At 38.2% G+C, this 26,193-nt stretch carries 16 protein-coding genes; 3 read left to right on the top strand and 13 right to left on the bottom strand.

All coding sequences use genetic code 11. The features are described 5' to 3' along the window. Nucleotides 1-6: 6 nt before the first annotated feature. From FVB32_RS05645 to FVB32_RS05685, 9 genes are all read right to left on the bottom strand, one after another. The gene (locus tag FVB32_RS05645; RefSeq protein ID WP_147742026.1) at nt 7-2,394 is read right to left on the bottom strand and encodes an ABC transporter permease; all 2,388 of its coding nucleotides are present in this window, start codon (nt 2,392-2,394) and stop codon (nt 7-9) included. A 9-nt stretch (nt 2,395-2,403) separates the two neighbouring features. Then, complete coding sequence (locus tag FVB32_RS05650) at nt 2,404-4,803, bottom strand: ABC transporter permease (RefSeq protein ID WP_147742028.1); 2,400 nt, start codon at nt 4,801-4,803, stop codon at nt 2,404-2,406. Nucleotides 4,804-4,825: 22 nt separating this feature from the next. Continuing rightward, nucleotides 4,826-7,261, bottom strand: coding sequence for an ABC transporter permease (locus tag FVB32_RS05655; RefSeq protein ID WP_147742030.1), 2,436 nt, complete (start codon nt 7,259-7,261; stop codon nt 4,826-4,828). Nucleotides 7,262-7,284: 23 nt separating this feature from the next. Beyond that, nucleotides 7,285-9,744 carry an ABC transporter permease gene (locus FVB32_RS05660; protein ID WP_147742032.1) on the bottom strand — a complete coding sequence of 820 codons (2,460 nt, stop codon included), beginning with the start codon at nt 9,742-9,744 and terminating at the stop codon, nt 7,285-7,287. A gap of 22 nt (nt 9,745-9,766) precedes the next feature. Beyond that, nucleotides 9,767-12,202: an ABC transporter permease gene (locus tag FVB32_RS05665; protein ID WP_147742034.1), complete on the bottom strand. Its 2,436-nt coding sequence runs from the start codon at nt 12,200-12,202 to the stop codon at nt 9,767-9,769. A gap of 20 nt (nt 12,203-12,222) precedes the next feature. Then, the gene (locus FVB32_RS05670) at nt 12,223-14,604 is read right to left on the bottom strand and encodes an ABC transporter permease (RefSeq protein ID WP_147742035.1); all 2,382 of its coding nucleotides are present in this window, start codon (nt 14,602-14,604) and stop codon (nt 12,223-12,225) included. A gap of 40 nt (nt 14,605-14,644) precedes the next feature. Continuing rightward, complete coding sequence (locus FVB32_RS05675) at nt 14,645-15,340, bottom strand: ABC transporter ATP-binding protein (RefSeq protein ID WP_147742037.1); 696 nt, start codon at nt 15,338-15,340, stop codon at nt 14,645-14,647. A 69-nt stretch (nt 15,341-15,409) separates the two neighbouring features. Continuing rightward, a complete protein-coding gene (locus FVB32_RS05680) occupies nt 15,410-16,660 on the bottom strand; it encodes an efflux RND transporter periplasmic adaptor subunit (RefSeq protein ID WP_147742039.1) in 1,251 nt (416 codons plus the stop codon). An 8-nt stretch (nt 16,661-16,668) separates the two neighbouring features. Further along, the gene (locus tag FVB32_RS05685) at nt 16,669-18,009 is read right to left on the bottom strand and encodes a TolC family protein (protein ID WP_147742041.1); all 1,341 of its coding nucleotides are present in this window, start codon (nt 18,007-18,009) and stop codon (nt 16,669-16,671) included. 202 nt (nt 18,010-18,211) lie between these two features. Between FVB32_RS05685 and FVB32_RS05690 the strand changes: the two genes are divergently transcribed. From FVB32_RS05690 to FVB32_RS05700, 3 genes are read left to right on the top strand one after another with little or no spacing between them, the layout of a single operon-like run. Continuing rightward, nucleotides 18,212-19,576 carry a sigma-54-dependent transcriptional regulator gene (locus FVB32_RS05690; protein ID WP_147742043.1) on the top strand — a complete coding sequence of 455 codons (1,365 nt, stop codon included), beginning with the start codon at nt 18,212-18,214 and terminating at the stop codon, nt 19,574-19,576. Continuing rightward, on the top strand, nt 19,576-20,928 hold the full coding sequence (locus FVB32_RS05695; RefSeq protein ID WP_147742045.1) for a sensor histidine kinase: 1,353 nt from the start codon (nt 19,576-19,578) through the stop codon (nt 20,926-20,928). Before FVB32_RS05690 ends, FVB32_RS05695 begins: the two co-directional genes overlap by 1 nt. Before the next feature lie 14 nt (nt 20,929-20,942). Beyond that, entirely contained in the window at nt 20,943-21,392 is a 450-nt protein-coding gene (locus tag FVB32_RS05700; RefSeq protein ID WP_147742047.1) for a 3-oxoacyl-ACP synthase, read from the top strand. 14 nt (nt 21,393-21,406) lie between these two features. Here the strand turns inward: FVB32_RS05700 and arfB are convergent, their stop codons facing one another. From arfB to FVB32_RS05720, 4 genes are all read right to left on the bottom strand, one after another. Beyond that, a complete protein-coding gene (gene arfB / locus FVB32_RS05705; RefSeq protein WP_147742049.1) occupies nt 21,407-21,811 on the bottom strand; it encodes an alternative ribosome rescue aminoacyl-tRNA hydrolase ArfB in 405 nt (134 codons plus the stop codon). Further along, a complete protein-coding gene (locus tag FVB32_RS05710; protein ID WP_147742051.1) occupies nt 21,789-22,784 on the bottom strand; it encodes a sulfate/molybdate ABC transporter ATP-binding protein in 996 nt (331 codons plus the stop codon). Before FVB32_RS05710 ends, arfB begins: the two co-directional genes overlap by 23 nt. Before the next feature lie 63 nt (nt 22,785-22,847). Next, nucleotides 22,848-25,001, bottom strand: coding sequence for a prolyl oligopeptidase family serine peptidase (locus tag FVB32_RS05715; RefSeq protein ID WP_147742053.1), 2,154 nt, complete (start codon nt 24,999-25,001; stop codon nt 22,848-22,850). 77 nt (nt 25,002-25,078) lie between these two features. Next, complete coding sequence (locus FVB32_RS05720) at nt 25,079-26,092, bottom strand: aspartate-semialdehyde dehydrogenase (protein ID WP_147742055.1); 1,014 nt, start codon at nt 26,090-26,092, stop codon at nt 25,079-25,081. Between the last annotated feature and the right edge of the window lie 101 nt (nt 26,093-26,193).

Below are 26,193 nucleotides of genomic sequence, written 5' to 3' on the forward strand. Positions count from 1 at the left end.
TGTTTTTTATTCTGTTCGTAGACTTTTTATTGGATTGGATCTGGCGGCTTTAATCGCTTGAAAGCTAACAGTTGTCAATGTAATAGCAACTAAACAACCAATTGCCAATAAAAATATCCACCAGGAGAGGTCAGTTCTATAGTTGAAGTTTTCCAACCAATTTCCCATGAAATACCAAGCCAATGGAGATGCTATTAAACCTGCAATTAGGATCAGTTTTAAAAAATCTTTTACAATAAGCCAAAGGATACCTTGCAAACTGCTTCCTAAGACCTTGCGGATTCCAATTTCTTTGGTTTTTTGTACGACAAAGAATAGGATTAACCCATAAATACCCATGGAGCCAATAAAAATGGCAATACCTGAAAAGAGCTTCGTCAACTCTAGAAAACGCTGTTCTGTAGCGTAGAGCTGTGCAACTCTGTCGTCTAAAAATTCATGTTCAAAAATATAGCCTGAAAAAAGGCCATTCCAATGCTTTTCAAGATGGGCAAGAGCGGCTTGAGAATCATTCAAGTTAATTTTGACGGCCAATTTGGTATAACTATCTATGGCTGGGGCAATAAAAACAGGACTTATGTTCTTATGAAAATCCTGATCATGGAAATCTTTAATGACTCCAACAACATTCCCTTTTACATAATCGTCGGCAACTGTTAGCTGTTTTCCCAAAACTTCATCTAAAGATTGTACACCAAGTTTTTTGGCAAAAGTTTCGTTGATCAAGATTTCATCCACGGAATCTTTTTCATAAAAATTACGCCCAGCCAATAGTTGCAATCCAAAGGTGTTCAAATATTCTTTATCTGCTATTTTAACCTGTACACTAAATACCTCGTCTTCCGAATTGCTATTGTACCTTACATTAGTACTCCACTCGTTTTTTCCAGCCCCAGGTGCTGCATAACATGCAGATACTTTTTCAATACCCTGGTGTTGTTCGATGCGTTCTTTAAGACCATTTAATTGCACAGCATCCACTTCTTCAGGAATTTCTACCATCACTATGGCTGATTTGTTAAATCCTAAATCTGAATCTATTGCAAATTTTATTTGCTTGTTTACTACAATTGTTCCTACGATAAGAACAATAGATACAATGAATTGAGTGGTGACCAGGACTTGACGGGTAATGGAACCACCTGAGTCGTTTTGGGATAGCTTTCTTTTGAAGGCCAATACTGGGGAAATCCTGGCCAACAGAATACCAGGGTAACTACCTACAAACAAGGTTATGCCCAACAATAGGATTGATACAAAAACAAAGAAGGAACCCGTGAAAAGATTTGAAATAGAAAGTTGAAGATCAAAAATGGAATTAAAATAAGGCAATGAGGCTATGCCTACCAAAAGACCTAAGATAAGTGCAAGAAAAACAATTAGGAAAGTTTCGGTCATGAACTGCCAAAACAATTGACTTATAAAGGACCCCAATACTTTACGCACTCCAACTTCCTTGGAACGGGAGACGGATTGTGCAGTTGAAATATTTACAAAATTGATGCCCGCCACTACCATGATAAAAAACCCAACCAAAGAAAAAATCCACAGTAGCTTTACATCAAGACCCCCATCGTATCTAGAATCAAAATGAACATCTCCTATAGATTGGAGTTTATAGTGATGGATGTTTTTGGAATTGGGCCTAAACTTGGTTTGATATTCCGTTAAAGCGCTTTCTATTTGGGTAATATTTTGGCCGGGGTATAACAGGGCAAAACACTGCAGATTTGGACTTATCCAACTCCAAGTTTCCCCACCCATGCCTTCGTTGATTTTTTTTAAGGTTTGGAAGGAAACAAAAATATCTCCTTGGACGAGGGTGTTTCTGGGTAAGTCTTTTAAAATACCAGTAACGGTTACTATTTCTTGATTTGCCAGCAGGAAAGTCTTATTTATAGGGTTTTCTTCTCCAAAAAGCCTGTTGGCCATTGTTTCGGTAACGATAGCAGTATTGGGTTCTTTGATCTGAATATTTTTAGAACCATCAATAAGTGGAAAATCAAAGATTTCAAAAAATTCAGGTTCAGCAAATACAACCCCTTTTTTTGCTTTGATTTTTAAATTGCTTTCCTCTATATAGATTACCTCATCTTCCCAATTTACAATTTTGGCGACCTTCTCTGCATACTCATAATCATTTCTAAAAGCATTTGTAAAACCTGGCGGTACACTTTGCACATAGTTAATATAGTCCTTGTGCTGTTCGGTGACAAAACGGTATATCCTATCAGCATTTGAGTGAAATTTATCAAACTGTAAATGATGACTTACAAAAAGGAAAATTAGAATACTACTGGCAAAACCAAGGGAGAGACCCAAAATGTTGATTAGTGCAAAGCCTTTCTTCTTTTTAATGTTTCTCCATGCTATTTTAAAATGATTTTTGATCATCGCTACTTTTTATTCTGTTCTTAAGCTTTTTATTGGATTGGATCTAGCGGCTTTAATCGCTTGAAAACTCACGGTCAAAATCGTAACACCCATAGCTCCCAACATGGCCAAGGCAAAAATCCACCACTTGAGGATTACGCGATATGGGTATTCTTGTAACCAACCATTCATAATATAATAGGCTATGGGAACGGCAATGAAACAAGAAACGGTCACCAACTTTAAAAAGTCCTTTGAAAGCATGTTCCATACATTGAAAACGGATGCTCCCAATACTTTTCGAACCCCAATTTCTTTGGTTCTTTGTTCGGCCACAAAAGAGGTTAGGCCAAACAGTCCAAGACAACTGATTAAAATGGCCAAGGCGGTAAAAATCCCAGAGAGTCTTCCAATACGTTCTTCCGAGGCAAATTTTTTCCCGTATTGTTCGTCTACAAAATCATATTGAAAGGGAATATTTGGGAAATGTTCTTTGAATACCCGCTCTATGATGGCGATATTCTGTTTAGCGCTTTGTTGTGGATTCAACCGAAGGTTGTAATAGCTAGATTCACCGCCTTTGTCATACACATACATGCCTTGCTTAACTGGCTCGTAGGGTGACTGTGCAATCATATCCTCAACGACCCCAACAATTTTTAGTGGAGGGTCAGGATCTTCTTCGGAACTGTCTTTGATAAGCATTCCTATTGGGTTTTTTAGTCCCAAGTATTTCACTGCCGTTTGATTCAATAAAACTGCATTTGAATCCGTTGCAAACTCTCTTGAAAAATCCCTTCCGGCAACAATTTTCAAATTCAAGGACTTGGCATACTCAGGCGATACTTCTGTCCAGGCTAAATCTTCTTGGAAACCTTCAGGCTTGCCTTCCCAAGTGAACCCATTTCGGTTAGACCATATTCTGGTTGTTGGACTGCTTGAAGAAGACATTTCAACTATTGCGTTTGAGGCTAAAAATTCGCTGCGCATCAGGTCATATTTGCCTGTAAAATCTTCACTGAAGGTGGGCACTTGAATCAATCCCTCCTTATCATAACCAATAGGTCTGTTTTTAGCATAGTTTATTTGTTGCATAACAATCACCGTTCCTATGATAAAGGCCACGGATACAGTAAATTGAAGTACCACTAGAATTTTTCTGGGAGTGCCTGCATGTCTACCAGCTTTAAAAGTGCCTTTTAGCACATCCACAGGTCTAAAGGAAGAAAGATATAAAGCAGGATAACTTCCGGCCAACAGCGCTGTCAGTAAAATAAAAACAAGCGCTGTAAGCCAAAAAGAAGGATTTCCCCATGGGAATACAATCTCTTTTCGAGCTAATTCATTAAAGCCCGTCAACGATAACAAAACAATGAAAACGGCAATCATAAAAGCAAATAAAACCACAAGGAAAGACTCGCTTAAGAATTGGTTGATCAACTGCCCTCTTTGCGAACCAATGGATTTTCTAATCCCTACTTCTTTGGCCCTTTTTTCCGATCGCGCGGTACTAAGGTTCATAAAGTTGATACAGGCCAACAGCAGTACAAAAGCCCCAATAATTCCAAAGAGCCAAACGTATTTTATTCTGCCCCCAACTTGTTTGCCATCCTCAAATTTTGAACGCAAATACCAATCTTTCATTGGTAGAAGGAACAACTGTGGATTAAATTCCACTCCGTCTTCATATAGGTCCTTTTTTACATCCTTAATGGTAGAAGAGATTCTTTCCATTGAGGTGTTATCTGCAATTTGAACAAACATTTGAAAAGAATTATTGCCCCAATTATCCTCAGACTCCTTAACCCATTCTCTGGTGGTAGCATATTTTTCCCATGGCATAATAAAATGGGTGTCATAAAAAGAAGAATTAAAAGGCAAATCTTCATAAACAGCGGTCACCATCATATCATATTGGCTATTGACCTCAATAATTTTACCTATTGGATCTTCCTGCCCAAAAAGTGCTTCGGCGGTCAAGGAAGAAAGCATGATTGAGTTTATTTCTCTAAGCCCATCTTTTTCCCCTTTCAATATTTTTAATGCTAACATTTCCGGTGCTGCTTCCTGCATGAAGTTGCCATCTCTAGAAATGCTGTTATCCTTGTACTTTAAATATTGGGAATTGGTCCAAGAAGACATGACCAAATGTTTAAAATTATCCATATAACCTTCTCGGAAAGCCATTTCCAAAGGGCGTGGAATTGCTTGCCCGGTCCCAGTTAGATTGTTAAAGGTTTGGGATTGCATTACTTGGGCAATCTTATCTTTGTTTTCGAAATAGTCGTCGTGCGAAAGCTCATCTTGAATCCAGAGCCCTATAATAAGGGTTACGGCCATGCCCAATGCTAGACCACCAATATTTATGATGGTATAGGCCTTGTTCTTTGCAAGATTTCTCCAAGCTATTTTTAAATAATTCTTTATCATGATAGTCCGTTTATGGATTATTTTATTCTGTTCGTAAGCTTTTTACTGGGTTAACTATTGCCGCCTTAATGCTTTGATAGCTCACCGTAATAATGGCTATTGCGATGGCCAAAAAGGCAGAAAGGACAAAGACCCATCCACTGATTTCTATTCGGTATGAGAAGTCTTCGAGCCATTTGTTCATGGCAAACCAACCAACCGGAAGGGAAACGAGTATTGCAACGCCGACTAATTTTAGAAAATCCATGGTTAGCTTATAGGTAATCTGTCTAACGCTGGCGCCCAATACTTTTCTAACACCAATTTCCTTGGTTCTTTTTTCAGCATTAAAAGAGGCTAAGCCAAATAATCCAAGGCATGCGATTAGAATGGAAAGGGTGGTGAAAATGAAAAAAATATGACTCAGACGTTGTTCAGATTTATACGTGTTATTGAAGGAATCTTCCATAAAGTAGTAATCGAAAGGTTGGCCGGGGGCGGCCTTGTTCCAAATATTTTCAACACTGCTAATGGCATTTGAAAAATTACCAGCCTCCAATTTTATGGCAAGTGAGTATGCCCAAGTGCCCAAGTGAAGACTCAAAGATTCTATTTCCTCCCTAAATGGGGAAAAATGAAAATCCTTTACTACGCCGATGATGGTATAATATTTTGGGTTTTCAGCACCCATATCTGGAGTATATCGTTTACCAATAGCTTCGTTGGCAGGGACCCCAATAACGGCTAACGCGGACTCATTGATAATGATACTGGTAGAATCATTTTTAAATTGTCTGTCAAAGTTTCTTCCCGCAATTATCTTGAAGCCCATAGTTTGTATATAATCATGGTCAACACCCCAGCGTTGCATACTAAGAGCATTTTCTTGGTCGGTAGCCCCTTCTTCAGGAGCAAAAGTACTGTCGGACCTGCTGGAAGGAGTAGGAAAAAAACTGCTTAAGGTTGCGTTTTTGACAAAGCCCAAATTTTTCACCTCTTCTTTAAATGTGGCCACTTGATTGCCCATTGCAAACACGTCATTGATGATGAGCACTTGATCTTTTGAAAAGCCTAAATCTTTATTCTGAATATATTTTAATTGCTGATAAACAACTAGGGTGCCCACAATTAGAAAAACGGAAATTGCAAATTGAAATATCACAAGTCCATTCCTGATTTTTCCACCGCCAAGATTAGTGCCACTAGACCCTTTGAGCACTTTTACTGGCATAAATTTCGACATAAAGAATGCGGGATAACTACCCGAGAAAAGCCCTAAAATAATACCAGATGCTAAAAGGATTAACCAAAAAAATGGATTTGAATAGGGCATGGAAATAGCCTTATCTGCCAAATTGTTAAAAAACGGCAGCGCTATTATGGCCAATAGTACAGCCAGCAAAAGGGCACCAAAGGATACTAACCCTGATTCTATCAAAAACTGACGGATAAGCTCTCCCTTCTTGGACCCCAAAGTTTTGCGAACACCTACTTCTTTTGCTCTTTTTAGTGAATGTGCCGTGGATAGATTCATGAAATTGACACAAGCCAAAACAATTAGAAATATGGCGATAAAGGAAAGAATGTATATGCTTTTAATATCGTTGTTTGCACTGATTTCCGCTACCCGGTCAGATTTTAGATGGACATCCGTTAATGGTATTGTGCTATAGATCAAATGATTTCCTGCCGCCTTGAACTGTTCTTCGGTAATACCGGGCATAAACTGCTGTACTCCGGGAACCACATATTTACCCAAAAAACCGCGTAAGGGCTCCTGAATGTTATCAATATTGGCCAAAGGAATAAGTTTTATATAGGTTTGATAATTGTTACTGCCCCAATTCACTACACGGGAATCATCATACCCAGCCATGGCCATAAAAACGGTATGATCCCTTAGGAATGAATTGTTTGGCAAATCATCAATAACTCCAGTTACAGTATATGTTTCCTGATTGTTCAATAAAAGTACCTGGCCTAAAGCTTCATTAATTCCAAAATGTTTTTCTGCAGCTGTCTTGGTCAAGACTAAAGTGTTAGGTGATTTGAGTGCTGTTTTTATGTCACCGCTTAAAAGCGATATCCCAAACATTTTAAAGAATGTGGAGTCTACATAGGTAGTCTGCAACTCTTTTACATTTACTTCGGTGTCTGCTTTTCTAACCAAAGCACTCCCTCTGGTTCTAAATCTTGTGGTCAATTCAACTTCCGAAAAGTCGTTGCCGACAGCTTCTGCAAGTGGGGCAGGTGTTACAGCAAATTCTCGTGCTTCACCACCAAACTTTATATCCACATTTATTCTGTGTATGCGGTCTGCATCTGTAAACATTTTATCAAAACTTAACTCATCGTAGATATATAATGAAATTAAGAGTCCACCAGCCATGCCTATGGCCAAACCAAAGGTGTTTAGAAATGTAAAGAAGGGTTGTTTTTTAAGACTCCTCCAAGCTATTTTAATATGATTTTTTAACATTGCAATAGTTTTTGTTGATGTACTTATTCTGTTCTTAGGCTTTTTGTTGGGTTTACTATGGCAGCTTTTACACTTTGAAGACCAACGGTCAACAACGCAATAACAATTGCTAACAGAGAGGCAATGGCAAAAACCCACCATTCAATTTCAATTCTATATGAAAAATCTTCTAGCCATTTGTTCATGGCGAACCAACCGATAGGAAGCGAGACAAGTATGGCGACACCCACAAGCTTTAGAAAGTCTATTATTAGCTTATAAGTTATTTGTCCAACGTTGGCTCCCAATACTTTTCTTATTCCAATTTCTTTAGTGCGCTTTTCTGCATTGAAAACGGCTAGACCAAATAGGCCAAGGCATGCAATGAGAATGGACAAGAAGGTAAAGACAACAAAAATGCTTCCAAGTTGTTGTTCTGCTTTATACGTGTCATTAAAAGAATCATCCATGAAATAATATTGGAAAGGTTGGTGCGGAGCCATCGTATTCCAAATCTGCTTTATTTGCGCTATAGTGTTTTTAAAATCTCCGTGATTAAGCTTAATCAACATTTTATTGGAGTTACGACCTAATGACAGGCTCATGGCGTTGATATTATTTCGCAGCGATTCAAAATGAAAATTTTCAACTACACCGATGACGGTTAAATACTCCATATTCTCCTTATCAGGACGCTTAAAGTCATGGCTTAACCTAGCCCCAAGTGCATCTTCATTTTGTAACCCCAACATTGCTACGGCAGATTCATTTAAAATTATGGAGGAGGAATCTGTGGGGAGTTGACGGTCAAAATTTCGGCCAACTATAATTTTCATGCCCAAAGTATTCATGTAATCATGGTCGACTCTCCATTTTTCAAAAATGTAGCCATCGTGTTTTATTCCGCTTCCGGCTTCAGGAAAAAATGTGATGCCATTACGTGCAGAGGGTGTTGGTAGAAAACTGCTCAGAGACACACTTTTTACATGACCAACTTTCTCAACTTCCTGTTTCAAAGATTGAATCTTATCACCTGATGCGTCAACATCATCTATGATTAAAACTTGGTCTTTTTTGAACCCCAGATCTTTGCTTTGAATAAATTGTAATTGCTGAAAAACCACTAAAGTTCCTATAATAAGAGACACAGAAATGGCAAACTGGAAAATAACCAGATAATTTCTGACCCTGCTATTGCCAGTTCCACTTTTACTACCCCCTTTTAATGTTATTATAGGAGCGAATTTTGAAAGGAAAAATGCTGGGTAAGAGCCTGAAAACAGACCTAATAAAATGGCTGAAACAAGAAGTAACCCCCAGAAAAGAGGACTATTTAATGGCAAGGAAATGCCTTTCCCAGAAAGCTCATTGAAAAAAGGAAGTGCTATTGCGGTAATAGCCAATGCCATAACAAGTGACAGGAATGAAATGGTGACCGCTTCAGTCAAAAACTGTTTGATAAGGCCAATTTTTTTGGACCCTAGTGTTTTTCTAATACCAATTTCCTTTACTCTTTTTAAGGCTTGTGCTGTTGATAAGTTTACGAAGTTGACACTTGCCAATATAATTAGGAATAAACCAATTGCAGAGAGAATATAGATATTTTCAATGTCATTGTTTGGACTTAGCTCCCCTTTCCTATTTGAGGAATACAAATGAATATCGGTTAATGGTGTAGTGCTCCAAACCATATTGTTGCCTGATGCTTTGCGGCTTTCCCGAAATTTTTTTAGGGTCATGCTTGGATCAAATGTTTGTATCCAAGGAATCATGTAGGTTTCATAAATATTTTTTAGAGGCGCGTTCAAGGATTGAATGCTTGCTTCAGAATGAAGTTTGATAAATGTGGAATAGTTCCAATTTGCCCATGAAGGACTTTCCGCATCAGGAAAACTGGTCATTGAAATAAAAATAGTATGGTTTCTTAAAAAGGAGTTTTCGGGCAAGTCATCAATAACACCTGTAACGGTATAAACATCTTTATTGTCCAATAACAGTGTTTGCCCTAAAACCCTATCAGATCCAAAATGTTTTTGAGCTGCTGTTTGGGTCAAGATTAAGGTTTTGGGTGCTTTAAGTGCTGTTTCGGGATTTCCTTTTAAAAGAGTTAATCCAAACATGTCAAAAAAGGTAGAATCAACACCTATAATATGATTTTCCTTTATGTTTTGTTTAGCTTCAGTTTTTCGTAGAAGTATACTACTCATATCCCTAAACCTAGTTACCATTTCAATTTGGGGGTAGTCCTGCATCAATGTATGCCCTAAAGGAGCTGCTACAGAAGCATATTTATTGGTTTCTCCTCCATTGGTATTATCAATATTAATTCTATGAATGCGATTCCCATCTGGAAACATACCATCGAAACTTAGCTCATCATATATATACATTGAGATAAGTAGGCAACCAGCCATGCCTATGGCCAAACCAAAGATGTTCAGAAAGGTAAAAAAAGGATGTTTTTTAAGACTCCTCCAAGCAATTTTGATATGGTTTTTAAGCATGACGATTCGTTTTTGATATGTTTTATTCTGTTCTTAGGCTTTTTAGTGGTTGAATCAACGCAGCATTAATGGACTGATAGCTGATCGTGAGTATGGCAATGCTTAATGCAATTAGTCCTGCCATGAAAAAAGTAGTCCAATCTAGCCCTGTTTTATATGCAAAATCTTCTAGCCAACGACTCATTACATACCAACCAACGGGTACTGCGAGTACAATGGAAACTCCAACAAGTTTCAAGAAATTTATACTCAATAGGCTATATATATTTTTAAAAGTGGCTCCTAGTACCATTCGAATACTGATTTCCTTTTTTCGTTGCTCCACCATAAAAGCGGATAGCGCAAATAAACCAAGGCAAGCCACAAGAATTGCTAAAACGGAAAAGGACAGAAAAATGGTTCTTATTCGAGTTACATTAGCATACATTTTGGTAAAAGAATCATTCATAAAAGCATACCGAAATGCCATGTTGGGTGAAAATTCATTCCACTTTTTTTCTACTTCCTTTAATAGGGAAACCATGTCTCCAGTATCTGCTTTTAAAGAAATTATGGAAGGGCTTACACCTCTAAAGAAACAGAGGGGCTGTACTTCTTGTTTTAAAGAATTAAAATTGAAATCTTCCACGATGCCAACGACTTCGTAAAGTCTACCATACCTCGATATTTTTTTACCAACAGGATTATCAAGGTTCAGTTTTTTTACCATGGTTTGGTTTATTATAGTTGCATCATCATCACCAATTCTATCTATAGAAAAGTTTCTTCCTTCCACCAGTTTCATGCCCAAGGTTTCCAAATAATCTTCATCTATAACCCAGGCTTGTCCAGGTACGGTTTCGTCAATATTGTCCCTGCCTTCATTTACAAAGCTGTTGCCATTTCTTTTGGCTCCTTCTAGAGGTAAATAGTCACTTATACTTGCATTGGTTACTCCGTTTAGTTTTTTCAATTCATCTTTAAAGGTATCTACTTTATCACCCAACATATTTGTTCCATAAAGTTGAATTACTTCTTCTTTTTCAAACCCTATTTTAGAGTTTAGTATAAAGTCCATCTGCTGATTTACGATAAGGGTCCCAATGATTAAAATAATTGAAATGGTAAATTGAAATACAACAAGACCACTTCGTAATGCATTGGATTTACCGCCAGTACTAAGCTTGCCCTTAAGGACAGCAACTGGACGAAATCTTGATAGATAAAAAGAAGGATATAAACCGGCAAGTAAACCTACGGCCAAGGCAGATGTTAATAGAAGAGGAACAAATAGGGGGCTGGCGAACGGCAAACTCAATGCTTTTCCAGAGATACTACTAAAAAGCGGCATCATTAACCAAGCGATTACCAAGCCAATTATAAAGGAGATGCCGGAAAGTAAAACAGATTCGGTCAAAAATTGACCAACGAGATATCGTTTAGGCGCTCCTACTACTTTTCTTACCCCTACTTCTTTGGCTCTATTAGCGGATTTGGCCGTTGCAAGATTTACAAAATTGATGCTGGCAATGACCAAAATGAACAAGGCCACGATACCAAAAATCCATACAATCTTAATGTCGTTTCTTGAGCTGGCCTCAAAATCAATGTCATTTGAATATAGATTTATATCGGTCAAAGGCTGTAACCCAATGGAAAGACGGTCCTCAAAGCTTTCTGCCATTGCAAACCCACCTGCTTCAAACGCAGGCATTAGGTAATCTTTGATGATATGATTTGAGATTTTCTTTTGAACCTGCGGGATATTCGTTCCAGTCTTCAGGGTGATGTAGGTAAAATAGTTGTTTTGTGTCCACCTTGTTTGTTCTCCTTCCCCAAATTCAACGCCGGATAGGGTTAGCATAAAATCGTAATCTAAGTGGGAGTTGCTGGCGAAGTCTTCCATAACCCCATTGATTCGAAATGGTTGGTCGTTGTTTCCGTTTAGATATATTGATCTTCCCACCGGATTACTTTCTCCAAAGTACTTTTCAGAAATGCTATTGGAAATCACAATAGTACCTGGTTCGCTAAGGGAAGTTGGCGCATTTCCATAGACCATTTTGATATCCATAATATCCATAATGGACTGATCCGCATAAGCAAAACCCTCCTCATGATATTGCGTGGGGCTCCCTTCCAATCGAATTTCATTACTGCCCGCTCCATAAAACAATCCGTTATCCATTATTCTTCCTGCATTTTCAACTTCAGCAAAATCATTTAGAACAGTACTTGCCATAATGGCTGAAAAATGGATGCCACCCCTTACATTACCATCCTGGATAATGGCATTGGTCATTCTATAAATGTTGTTGGAATTTGCTACATGTTTATCATAACTGCTTTCATGAATAATATAAATTGAAATTAGAATGCATGCGGCTACACCAAAACTAAGACCGACGATGTTGATTAAAGTAAACCCCTTGTTTTTTAAGAGATTTCTCCAAGCAACTTTTATATAGTTTTTAAGCATGATGGTTCGTTTTTTGATTGTTATTCAGTCCTTAAACTTTTTACAGGACTTGTTACCGCAACCTTTAGGGTTTGATAACTTATTGTAATGAGCGTAATGATCATTATTGATACAATAGCAAGGGCAAATACCCACCAATGTATCTGAGTTCTATAGGTATACCCTTGCAGCCATTGCTCCATTAAATACCATGCAATTGGAGTGGCAAAAACACCCGCTATCAGAATCAACTTGAAGAAATCCATGGAGAATAGTGTCAAAATATTACCCACGCTGCTGCCGAGCACTTTTCGTATTCCAATTTCTTTTGTGCGCTGCCCAACATAGAATAGAATGAGCCCATATAAACCAAGACACCCTATTAATATGGCTAAGGCAGAAAAGACTTTGGATAAGGAAAGATAACGCTGTTCGGTTTCGTATTGTTCTGCCACGCGTTCATCCAAAAAACGGTATTCGTAAATATATTCTGAAAACGCATTTGTCCACTGTTCTCCAATTTGTTCTAAGGTCAAAGCTGTGTTCGAGTGATTAATTTTGATGGCCAATTCAGAAAACCATGAATTCCTTGCACCAATAAAAACAGGATTGATTTCATGAGTGAAATCCGTATCATGGAAATCCTGTACCACACCTACAATAGTAACATCGATATCACCACTTACTTGAAGTTTTTTACCCAACATTTCCTCTGCGGATTCCAAACCTAACTTTTCACCCAACCGTTCATTCACTAACACTTCGGTAAGCGAATCATTTTCAAAAAAGTTTCGGCCTGCTACCAATGGAATATCAAAGGTTTTCAGATAATTCTGATCACCCGCTTTAATTTCTATACTAAATTCTTCCTGTTCTGCTTTATTATTGTACCTCACACTTGTACCCCAATTACTAGTGGCCCCACCTGGACTGCTTAAGCAGGCAGAAACATTTTCAACACCTGGAATTTGCGCTAGTCTTTCTTTTAGTCCTTTTAGTGGAATTGATTCCATATCCGTTGGGATGTCCACCATAACTACAAAATCTTTATCGAAGCCCAAATCTGTATTTATTGCATAATCAATTTGTCTTGAGATAATCAAAGTTGCTGCAATAAGGGTAATGGATATTGCAAATTGGGCTACAACCAATACTTTTCGTGTAGTAGCACCGCCGGTGTCGTTATGGTCTAGCTTGCCTTTTAGTGCAAGCACGGGAACGATGCGGGATAGCAACAAACCCGGATAACTACCAGAAAGGAAGGAAACCATGACCAGGACCAAGGACAAAAAGGCTATAAAGCGAATGTCCCAAAGGTCAATTGAAGCTAATTGTATTTGAAAGAGATCATTAAATGCTGGGATAAAAAGAATGGCGAGACCAATCCCAAGAAGCAAGGCGAACAATCCAATCACAAAAGTTTCTGAAAGAAATTGCCAGAACAAATGTTTTTTAACGCTCCCAAGTACTTTGCGGACTCCAATTTCTTTAGACCTATAGAACGCCTGAGCGGTTGAAATATTTATAAAATTGATGGATGCTATAATGATTAGAAACAAACCAATAATGCCAAAAACCCAAAGCAAGGTAGGCTCCAAACCTCCATAAACAGGATCAAGATGCATTATGGACAAAGGTTGAAGTTTATAAACATGTTTGTTTTTACTTTTTGCCCTATGTTTTTTAGGTAATTCTAGCAGTGCTGTTTCAATAGTACTGATGTCCTGATTTGGCTTTAGAAGGGCAAAACACTTTAGATTGGTAGTAATACCATTCCAACTTTCAGAGCCGGCAAACCCAAAGAAATCTTTGATGTTATCAAAAGAGATGAATACTTCTGTCTGTAAAAAAGAAGTTTTGGGAAGATCCTTTAAAACACCGGTTATTTCAATGGTTTTATCATTTTCTAGTACAAAAGTTTTGCCGACAACGTCAATTTTACCAAACATGTTGAGTGCCATGGACTTTGTTAGTACCGCTGTGTTGGGTGCTGATAGCGAAATTTTGTTACTACCATTGATTAGGGGGTAGTTAAAAATTTTGAAAAAATCCTCTTCAGCAAAAACAATGTCTTTCTTAAACTTGTTGGTAACACCTTTTTTTTCCACGTCTATCACGAGGCCATCATATTCTACAATTTTGGCAACCTTTTCCGCGTAATCGTAATCGGCCTTAAAGGTTTTCGCGAAGGCAGGAGGAACACTGGGGTCGTATTCAATATCATCTCGATGTTCCTCGGTCACCATTCTATAAATGCGGTCCGAATTATGATGAAAATTGTCAAACGAAAGATGATAGCTTAAGAACAGATAAATTAAAATGCTGCTTCCAAAACCCACAGCAAGCCCTAGGACATTAATTGCCGTAAACACTTTTCTTTTAATTAAGTTTCGCCAGGCGATTTTAATATAGTTCTTAAACATGATGGTTGTTTTTTGATTGATGAATAAACTCCTCGTTTAATTATACCATTGCTCCCATAGGTTTGTTTTGACTTTCAGTAACGATTTGCCCATCGAACAAGTTGATGACTCTATGTGCATAATGGGAATCTCTGTCGGAATGCGTAACCATAACAATGGTGGTGCCTTCTTGATTCAGTTCTGTAAGCAGGTTCATAACCTCAATCCCGTTTTTGGAATCCAAGTTACCTGTAGGCTCATCCGCCAGAATTAATTTTGGATTGGTTACAACAGCTCTTGATATAGCAACTCGTTGCTGTTGCCCACCAGAAAGTTGTTGTGGAAAATGTTTTTCGCGATGTGCAATTTTCATGCGTTCCAACACTCGTTTTACGTTCTCTTTGCGTTCAGCCTTGTTCATTTTCAAATAAATCAAAGGGAGTTCTACGTTTTCATAAACAGTGAGCTCGTCAATTAGGTTGAAGCTCTGGAAAACAAAGCCCAAATTCCCTTTGCGCAATTGAGTGCGTTGGCTTTCTTTTAACCCTCCAACTTCATGCCCGCCAAATTGGTAGCTTCCATCTGTGGGATTATCCAGCATTCCTATAATGTTTAGCAGGGTTGATTTTCCACAACCCGATGGGCCCATAATGGCCACAAATTCACCTTCTGCTACATTTAGATTTACACCATTTAATGCTAGCGTTTCTACTTCTTCTGTTCTAAAGCTTTTTTTAAGATTCTGTATCTGTATCATTTTTTTGATTGTTATTCTTACGTTGTTTTAAAAAGACATCAGGATGACCCCCGATGTGACACTTAATATTTATTTTAATACAATTCTTTCGGCTGTGCCAAAACTATCGTAGTTACTTGTGATTACATTTTCCCCTGGTTCCAAGCCTTCTAAAACTTCATAGTATCTGGAGTTTTGCTTGCCAATTCGGATGTTTCTTTTCACAGCTTCATTTTCATTTGTGCCAACCACAAATACCCATTGTCCGCCAGTACTTTGGAAAAACCCTCCTTTTGGGAGCAGCAATGCTTCGTTAGATGCACCAAGTTGTAGTCTTATATTATAGCTCTGACCTGCACGGATGGTTTCTGGTTTGTCATCCGTAAAAACCAAGTCTACCTTAAACCTTCCATTTCTTACTTCGGGATATACTTTTCTCAAGCGAAGCCCGTACTCCTTTTCATTTCGCTCTAATGTGGCAGATAAATCTCGCTTTACACGATCTATATAATGCTCATCTATCTCTGCTTCAATTTTAAAATCGGTAAGTACATTTATTTGTCCAATACGTTCCCCCTGTGCTATGCTCTGCCCTATTTCGGCATCCAGAAAACCTAACTGGCCATCTGCAGGAGCTCTAACGTTTAAATGATCTAGACGTTCATAAACCATGGACAGGGTTTTGCGCATTCTTTGTAGATCTGCATCGAGCCCGGTGAGGGATGTTTTTCGCAGTTCATCATCCTGTTCAGTTTGCAATTTTACAATGTCGCGCTGTTTCTTGGCCAACTCATAGTTCTCTTTAGAGAGAAGGTATGTCTCTTTTGAAATCAGCTCATCTGCAAACAAAGCCTCATTTTGCTCATAATTTCGCTTTAGTCTTTGCAAGTCATATTCGGTGGTAGCGAGAGACCTTCTACCTTCCACTTGTCTTGAATCAAAAGTCAGTTTGGTGGATCTTAAATCGTTTTGTTTTAGGGCGAGGTTACTTTCACTAGCTAAAATCTGCTCATAAAGTCCCATGTTTTCTAGCTTAAGAATGATGTCACCCTTTTTAACCATGGTTCCCTCTTCAATCAACTTTTCGGAAACACGACCACCCTCATATGCATCCATATAAATAGTTGCAATGGGAGCTACGGACCCGTTTATGGTGATATAATCATCGAACTTTCCTTGTGTTACTTGTGCAATAGAGAGGCGTTCCTTTTCTGTCCGGTATGTAGAAACAGAGTTGGCAAAAAGCAACTTCCAGCCAGTAAATAAGACCAATGCACCCAAAGCGATGTAGCCGTAGTGTTTTGGCTTAAGCCCTTTCTTTTTTTCTAATTGTATATCCATGGTATATTTTAGTTGATATTAAAAATAGGCAGGCCGTTGTAAAAATCGATGGTGCTTTTATTCACTTTTAAGCGGAGCCCTACTTGTAAATTTTCATTTTGAGTTACACCATATAAGTTTTTTGCTTGAAAAAGGTCTATGGCGTTAATAAGACCTTTTTCATATCTTTTTTGAGCAATATTGAATGCCAATTCTTGCGCTTGAACTCGCTTGTTGCTTTGTTCATATTCAACTATCAAAGCTTGGTTGGTCTGAAGCAACTGTTGTAAAAGCTGGAATAATTCCTGTTCTTGGATGTCCAGATTTGTTTTGGCCTGCTTATAAGCTATTTTTTGCTGCTTTACCCTTGAATGATTGGACCAACCCAGACTGATGGGGATGTTGATTTGCGCGCCAGCAAAGCGAGCAAAATTATCGCTAACCTGATCTGAAAATGGGATGATATCATCATTGTCATCAAGATTTGTTTCCGAAAACCGGGTTGATAATCCAGCAATCAGTGAAATAGAGGGGTATAAACCTCCCCGTGTGGCTTGCAATTGCTTTTTTGCCGCATAGACTCTAAATTCTTGTGATTTTACAAGTGGAACAAACCCACGTGCTACTTGATATATAGAATCTATAGAAATGTTATTGTTTAAACTTTCAGACGCTGGATTCAATGTGGTCTGCAATTGAATATCGTTTTCTTCCGTTAGATTCATTTCTTGAAGAAGCGTAAGCTTAGCAAGTGACAACAAGTTCTTGTTCTGCGTTACCAAAAGTTTATCACCTAACAAGTTAGATTCAGCCTCATACAAATCCGCCTTGGCCATAATCCCTAATTCAACTTGTTTTTTGACCAAGTCATAATTGGACTGTGAAATGTTTTGTTGCTCTAGAGAATTGGCCACCAAACCTTCATTGAATTTAATGTCATAAAAAGCGCTCATCACTCTAAAGGCCAAAAGAAATTTTTCCTGTACCACATCTTCTTGGGTGGCTTTATAAATAAATTTAGAAGCCTTTATTGTATTCAATTTTTGAAATCCCTGAAAAAGATCAATGTTGGCATTTAAACTATAGCGGTTACTATAAAACTCATTGTTTACAAGAACCCCTGTTTGTGGATCTTCTATAAGACCGGAGTTATATATGTAGTTGGAAAAACCTGTAACATTGGGCAACAAGTCTCTTACAGATTGTCTGTATGTTTCTTTACCTGCATCTTTGTTATGGGTTGTGTTTTTTACTTGGAGGTTATGTTCTATGGCATAAGCAACACACTCATCCAATGTCCATACCTTTTGAGAAAATCCGGCTACGGAAATGAAAAATATAAGTGCTGTGAAGTATTGTTTGATCGTCATAGTTATTTACTGTGCCAAACTATTTACCATTCTTATGCCAAAGAATTAAATGACACATTATCAATTAGTTGAGATGATTTTCAAAGACAACACAATCTCAATGTGTAAAATTTTTATACAAAAAATGTCAAATTATTTTACACCGAATAAAAAGATAACAGTTCAATTCGTAGTTTTAAATCAGATATGAATTGAAGATTACATGATTGACGCCAATATTTTAGTGATTGATGACAACAAAAGCGTGCTAAGCGCTTTGGAGATTTTATTGCAATTTGAATATGAAAGTGTTCAAACGCTCTTTAATCCAAATCAAATTTCTTCATTTCCAAATATGGAAAAGATTGATATTGTGCTTTTGGACATGAATTTTTCTGCAGGAGTAAATACCGGTAATGAAGGTTTGTTCTGGTTAAATGAAATTAAGAAGAAATCGCCCAACACCTCTGTAATTATGATGACCGCCTATGGCGCAGTTGATTTGGCGGTCACCGCGTTAAAACAAGGGGCATCAGATTTTGTATTAAAACCATGGAACAACGAACGCTTGTTAACAACAGTGAAATCTGCATATGAACTTAGAAAGTCCAAAATAGAGATTCATAAACTTAAAAGGAAAGAGAGCAACCTTAAACAGGTGATTAATGATGACAAGAATTTCATCATTGGAAATTCAAAAGCGTTAATGTCGGTTTTAAATTTAGTTAGAAAAGTGGCCAAGACCGACGTAAATGTTTTGATTACTGGAGAAAATGGAACTGGGAAAGAGCTGATTGCAAGAGAACTTCACCGATTGTCATCCAGAAAAGATGAGGTATTTATTGGGGTAGACATGGGCTCTATTGCAGAGAATTTGTTTGAAAGCGAACTCTTTGGGCACCTAAAAGGCTCCTTTACAGATGCAAAAGAAGATCGGGCAGGTAAATTTGAAGCCGCACACCAAGGCACATTGTTTTTGGATGAGATGGGCAATCTTTCCTTACAAATGCAAGCCAAGTTGTTATCCGCAATTCAAAATAAATCGGTGGTGCGTGTTGGATCAAACAAATTAATTAATGTAGATATTAGATTGGTTTGTGCTACCAATTGTAATTTGGAACAAATGGTAGCGGATGGCCTTTTTAGAGAGGACCTTTTATATAGAATAAATACCATACACATTGAAGTGCCCCCGCTTCGTCAGCGAGATGGAGATATATTAATTCTTGCCGATTTTTACTTGAAGAGATTTGCAAACAAATATGATAGACCAGGCCTTCGCATTAATCAGTTGGCTCAAGAGAAACTAATAGAATATTCCTGGCCGGGAAATATAAGGGAGCTGCAACACACCATGGAAAGAGCTGTTATACTTTCGGAAGGAAATGTGCTTAAACCAACCGACTTTTTACTGCATTCCAAGCCGCTGCAATCATTTGAAAATGGACCAGCAACACTAGACGAGATGGAACTCCAGATGATTTCCAAGGCCTTGGACCAGCATGATGGAAATTATAGTGCTGCCTCAGAGCAACTAGGAATTTCACGACAAACGCTATATAATAAGTTGAAGAAAAAGAAGAAATAATGGCAAGTCGCAACTTTTATATTCAGCTAATTTTTAGGGTTTTAGTAATTTCCCTAACAGCGCTGGCTTTTGCGTTTGGTGTAGTTAAACTGTGGTATTTTACCATGGTTTTTTCTTTTTTCTTCCTGATTACCCAAGTATACTTTTTAATCGCTTTCATTAATAGCACTAATCGTAAGATTGCCTATTTCTTTGATGCTATTAGAAATGAGGATTTCACCCTTCGGTTTCCGGAAAAGGTTGCTATAAAATCATTTAAAGAGCTTAATCAAAGCTTGAATAGGGTTAATGGTCTTATTCAAGAAGTGCATCTACAATTACAAATTAGGGAGCAATACTATCAAGAAATACTGAAGCAAGCGAGTATTGGAATTATGACATTCAATGAGAAAGGGCATATTCTTTTTTCCAACCCCACTTTGGAAAAACTACTCAATTACACACCTTTAAACCACATTAAGCAATTAGCCCAAGTAGATGAAAAGTTATATCAGGTATTTAAGTCATTTCGGCCGTTTGAAAGGAAGTTGTTTCAATTGACCAATGAACGGGAACAAATTCAATTGGCACTAAAATCCACGCCCCTTACACTGGACGGAAAATCACTTATTTTGGTAGTGGTGCAGGATATTCATGAAGAGTTGGATGAGAAAGAAACCGAATCTTGGGTGCGACTTATAAGGGTGCTTACCCATGAAATTATGAATACCATCACCCCAATTGCATCAATTTCAGATTCCATTATTAAATATTATAGGAAAAACAATAAAATAGTGCCTTTACAGGATCTAGACGAAAGCCAAATAAAGAATACATTAAAAGGGCTGGAGGTAATAAAGGAGCAAGGTGGTAATCTTATGGATTTTGTTCAATCATACAGAAGTTTACTCAATGTTCCAGAACCAAACAAGACCATTGTGAGTGGTAAAGGATTGCTAGAAAAAATAGATGTTCTGATGTCGGCGAGACTAGAAGAAGGACAAACAGATTTTAAGTTGATTTGCGATCCAGAGGATTTGGAATTTTTTATTGATGAAAAACAGATTACCCAAGTGCTGATAAATTTGGTTAAAAATGCGCTTCAATCCGTTAATGAGAGTGATGAAGGTAGCGTGAAAATGATAGCGGGCATGGATAACAACGGGATAAAATTTATTGAAATAAAAGACAATGGCCCAGGCATTCCATTAGATTTGATTGATGAGATTTTTGTGCCCTTTTTTACTACTAAAAATGAAGGTACGGGTATTGGACTTAGCCTCTCCAAGCAAGTAATGCAATTACACGGGGGCAGTTTAAAGGTTCGCTCTATACCCAATCAAGAAACTGTTTTTAGATTGGCCTTTTCTTAGCAATGATTTTCAATATGAAAACGAAAGAAGCACTTTTAAACTTTTGTTGGGACCATTTTAATGACAGAATGGAAAACCTCAAAAAAAGCAGAGCATCATTACAAGAATCGCTGAATTCCGAAACTAAAAGTAGCGCTGGAGATAAGCATGAGACGGGGCGTGCGATGGTACAACTGGAACTAGAAAAACTGGGAAAGCAATTTTCTGAACTGGAGAAATTAAAAGAAGTACTTCAAAAAGTCGATATAGAAAAAAGGTCCAGGAAGGTTGGCCTAGGAAGCTTAGTTGAAACAACTAATGCACATTATTTTATCGCAATTTCCGCAGGGGCATTTAATATCGATGATATTGCGGCTTTCTGTATTTCAGCAAATGCGCCCATTGCTAAATTACTACTTGGTAAAGAGAATGGAGACACTTTTGTTTTTAATGGAAAAGAACATGCGGTTGCAAAAGTATTGTAGCCAAACGCGCCAAGCTAATCCCAATCGGGTTTTTTACGACTCGCCTTTTTGTCCGAATCCTTTTTCTTGGACTTCAATCGCTTCTCAATGGAAGATTTAGAGGGTTTGGTGGGCCTCCTTTTTTTGGGAACTTCTAGCCCTTTTTGCAATAGAGAAAAGAAACGCTTTATTACAATTTCTTTGTTTTTGTGTTGACTTCGTGCTTCATCACACTGTAAAATCAATAACCCCTCCTTAGTCAATTTGGAATCCAGTTTGAGCAATAACCGTTCTTTTTCCAAAAGGGATAAACCTTCTGATGCCTGTAATGGGAACGTTAATTCCACTTTAGAAGACACCTTGTTTACATGTTGCCCACCAGCCCCGCTGCTTCGGATGGCTTTAAATTGAAGTTCTCTATGAATCTGTTCCTTGTTCAAATTGAAGACGCAAATTAATGGTCTCCAAAGATACATTAAGGAAGACAGTGTCGCCTTGCTTTAGCTTTTTATTGGAATTGAAATACAAAACTGTTTCCTCATTTACTTCCCCTTCAATAAGATAATGGGTTCCCTTAAAAAAGGATTTTTTTACCCAAACCTTTAAGCCCGAAGTTTCCGAAACTTTAAACTCGTGTGGATAAATCAGAACAGTTTTATCAATTTCTGAATACGATTTTAAAAGTTTAATGGGAAGCTGATTTACCTCTCCAAAAAGGGAAGCTGTGTAATAATTGGGGGGGTTCTTATAGAGCTTTTTTGTTTTTTGATTGGCTATTATTTTCCCTTTTTCCAAAATCAAGGTTCGTTCTGCATAGGGTAAAACATCGTTGGGATCATGACTGGCCGTAAGCACAGTTATTCCTTTTTCCTTCAAATAGGGGAACAGATTCCTTCGAAGTGAATTTCTTTTAAAATTATCAATATGCCCAAAGGGCTCATCTAACAATAAAAGCTCAGGTTCTTGAGCCAAAACACGGGCCAGCGCAACGCGTTGTTGTTGCCCACCACTTAAGTTTTTCACTTTAGTTTTGGCATAGGCTTCCAACTCAATCAGCTCCAAAAGCTCTTGAATTCTTTGTTGATGGTTTTCCTGCTCAAAGACAGATAGATGTTGTCCAATGTTTTCAGCTACTGTAATAAAGGGCATCAAATCAAAATCCTGAGACAAGTATTTCATATAGGGCTCACCTGGCACCAGATTAAAATTTGGACCAAGCACTTTTTTTTCTTCCCAAGAGATAATTCCGTTTTCAACATGCAAAAGACCATAGATAATCTTAAGCAATGTACTCTTGCCCGAACCGCTTTCACCCATAAGGGCCAGATGCTCTCCTTTATCCACTTTAAAGGAAATATCCTCTAAAATGGACTGGTCCTGATAATGGAAAGAATCAATGTGAACGTCTAACATATAAGGGAAATCAACAAAAAATCCGCTTCAATAGAAACGGATTAAATGGGGATTAAAGTATTTCTAATCCTTAAACTCTTTTAATATTGCTTGATTCGGCAGATAATCATACCCCATATTATAAAGGGTAAAGCCAAAAATATCAGCATACTGTTCAATGGTTTTACTTACAGGCGTTCCAGCTCCATGACCAGCATTAGTCTCAATACGAATTAGGGTGGGATTATTTCCAGTTTGTTTTGCCTGTAACTCCGCTGCAAATTTAAAACTATGGGCAGGCACTACACGATCATCATGATCTCCAGTCGTAACTAACGTGGCTGGATACGCAGTTCCCTCCTTAACATTGTGCACGGGCGAATAGCCTTTAATATAATTGAACATCTCTTCACTTTCCTCCGACGTACCATAATCATATGCCCATCCTGCGCCAGCTGTAAAGGTATGGTAGCGAAGCATATCCAAAACCCCCACGGCAGGTAGTGCGACCTGCATCAAATCTGGGCGTTGGGTCATTGTTGCACCAACCAGTAAGCCGCCATTGGATCCACCTCTAATAGCTAAATATTCTTTAGAAGTATAATCGTTTTCAATTAAATATTCTGCCGCAGCAATAAAATCATCAAACACATTTTGCTTTTGCATTTTGGTGCCGGCAATATGCCATTTCTTACCATATTCACCACCCCCTCTTAGGTTTGGAACGGCATAAATTCCTCCCTGCTCCATCCAAACAGCATTGACAATACTGAATGAAGGGGTAAGACTTATGTTGAATCCACCATATCCATATAATATGGTTGGATTTTTACCATTACGTTCCACGCCCTTTTTGCATGTAATAATCATAGGAATTTTTGTTCCATCTTTTGAAGTATAGAAAACTTGTTTTGACTCATAATCCTCTGGATTAAAGTCAATTTCTGGCCTCCAATATTGCTCATATTCCCCAGTTTCCACATTATACTTATAAGAAGAGCTTGGGGTATTATAATTGGTGAATGAAAAGTAAAATTCTTTCTCTTCTTTTTTGCCGCCAAAACCACTTGCGCTCCCTACGCCAGGCAGCCTCACTTCCCTTACCAGTTTGCCATCATAATCATATTGCAGCACTTGGGAAATGGCGTCAACCATATACTCTGTAAAAAAATAGCCCCCACCGGTTCCCGTGGTTAGTACGTGCTCCGTTTCCGGAATTAAATCTTTCCAGTGTTCTGGTGTAGGGTTCGATGCATCGGTGACCACAATTTTTTTATTGGGTGCGTCCATATTAGTGACCAGATATAACTTGGACCCAACAGTTTCTATCACGAAAGTATCAGAATCGGTATTGTCTAAAATGGTGATTAAACCGCTATTGGGCTGTGTTAAATCCTTTAGAAATAATTTATTGCCAGAGGTTGATGTCGAGGCGGAGATGAACAGATACTTTTCATCTTCTGATACGGAAGCACCTACATAACGATGTTTTTCTTTAGCAGTGCCCCCAAATATTATGGCATCGTCCGATTGAGGCGTTCCCAGCTTGTGGTAGTACAATTTATGTTGATCGGTTTTTGCGGAAAGTTCACTTCCTTCAGGTTTGTCGTAACTGGAGTAAAAGAAGCCTTCGTTTCCTTTCCATGATATTCCACTAAACTTGATATCGACCAAAGTATCTTCTACAATTTCACGGTTTGTTGTGTTTATGACAATACCTTTGCGCCAATCGCTACCTCCTTCAGAAATTAAATAAGCAGCTTTAGAACCATCTTTGGTAAACTGTAGCCCCATTAAAGAGGTAGTGCCATCTTCAGAGAAGGTGTTAGGGTCCAAGAAAACCTCTTCCTCGTCGCCTTCTTTTTTTCTATAGACGACATATTGATTTTGCAACCCATTGTTTTTGTAGAAATAAGTGTAGTCTCCTTCTTTAAAAGGAGATCCTACCTTTTCATAATTCCAAAGCTTTTCTAATCTGTTTTTTAAGTCATCCCTAAATGGGATTTTATCCAGAAAGTTAAAAGTGGAAGCATTTTGTTCTTTGACCCAGGCTTCGGTTTCGGCACTGCGATCGTCTTCTAACCAGCGGTAGGGGTCTTTTACTTCATTTCCAAAATAGGTATCAACGGTATCAACTTTTTTCGTATCGGGATAATTCACTACAATGGGTTCTCTTTTGGTTGCGGTTTCACATGAGGCCACAACAATTATAGCTACAACAAGACTAAATGTTCTCATTCCTTTTGAGATTGATTTTGCTAAAAATAGCACAAAAACCCTGACTCTCAAGGATAAGAATAAAGCTTTAACGTATTTTAAGAAACAGCTTCGGAAGTGCTGATTACCAGATTATTTTCCACAAGATATTCGGCTATTTGAACCGCATTGGTTGCAGCCCCTTTTCTAAGATTATCCGAAACAACCCACATGTTCAGGGTATTGCGTTGCGTTTCATCCCTGCGGATTCTCCCCACAAAAACATCATCTTTCCCATGGGCATAAATGGGCATTGGATAAGTGTTGGTCTCTGGATTGTCTTGTACCGTTACGCCAGGAGTTTCACTCAATAATTTTCGAACCTCTGAAAGATCAAAGTCATTATGAAACTCAACATTAACGGATTCGGAATGACCACCGGCGGTTGGAATTCGCACGGCTGTTGCAGAAACGGAGAACGTTCTATCGTCTAATATTTTTTGAGGCTCTCTGGCCAGCTTCATTTCTTCTTTGGTATAGCCGTTTTCCATAAAAACATCGCAATGTGGCAGTGCGTTGCGTCCAATAGGGTAAGGATAGGCCATTTCTCCCTGTACCCCTGCAATCTCATTTTCTAATTGGCGCACAGCTTTTACTCCAGTTCCGGAAACAGATTGGTATGTAGAGACCACTACACGCTTCATTTGGTATTTTTTATGGAGTGGGTTAAGCGCCATCACCATTTGAATTGTTGAGCAATTGGGATTGGCTATGATTTTATCTTCAACGGTCAACTCGTTAGCATTAATTTCTGGGACCACTAATTTTTTGGAAGGGTCCATTCGCCAAGCAGAAGAGTTATCAATGACAGTGGTCCCTATTTCAGCAAATTTTGGGGCCCACTCCAAAGAAGTATCACCACCAGCTGAGAAAATGGCAATATCAGGCCTAGATACAATGGCATCTTGAAGCCCAATTATAGTATGTTCTTGGTCTTTGTATGTCAATTTTTTTCCAACAGAGCGCTCAGAGGCAACCAACAATAATTCCGTGATTGGAAAATCTCTTTCGGCTAGTACTTTCAACATAACTTCGCCCACCATACCTGTGGCTCCTACAACTGCTACTTTCATTTCAGATTTTATTATAAAAGAACAAAGGTACTCCAGATAAAGATCTATGCAAGCATTTTATAAGGGGCTGATAAAAAAATAACAAAATGTTATAAATAAAA

The sequence above is a fragment of the Flagellimonas hymeniacidonis genome (assembly GCF_008040165.1).
GTDB classification, from domain to species: domain Bacteria; phylum Bacteroidota; class Bacteroidia; order Flavobacteriales; family Flavobacteriaceae; genus Flagellimonas; species Flagellimonas hymeniacidonis.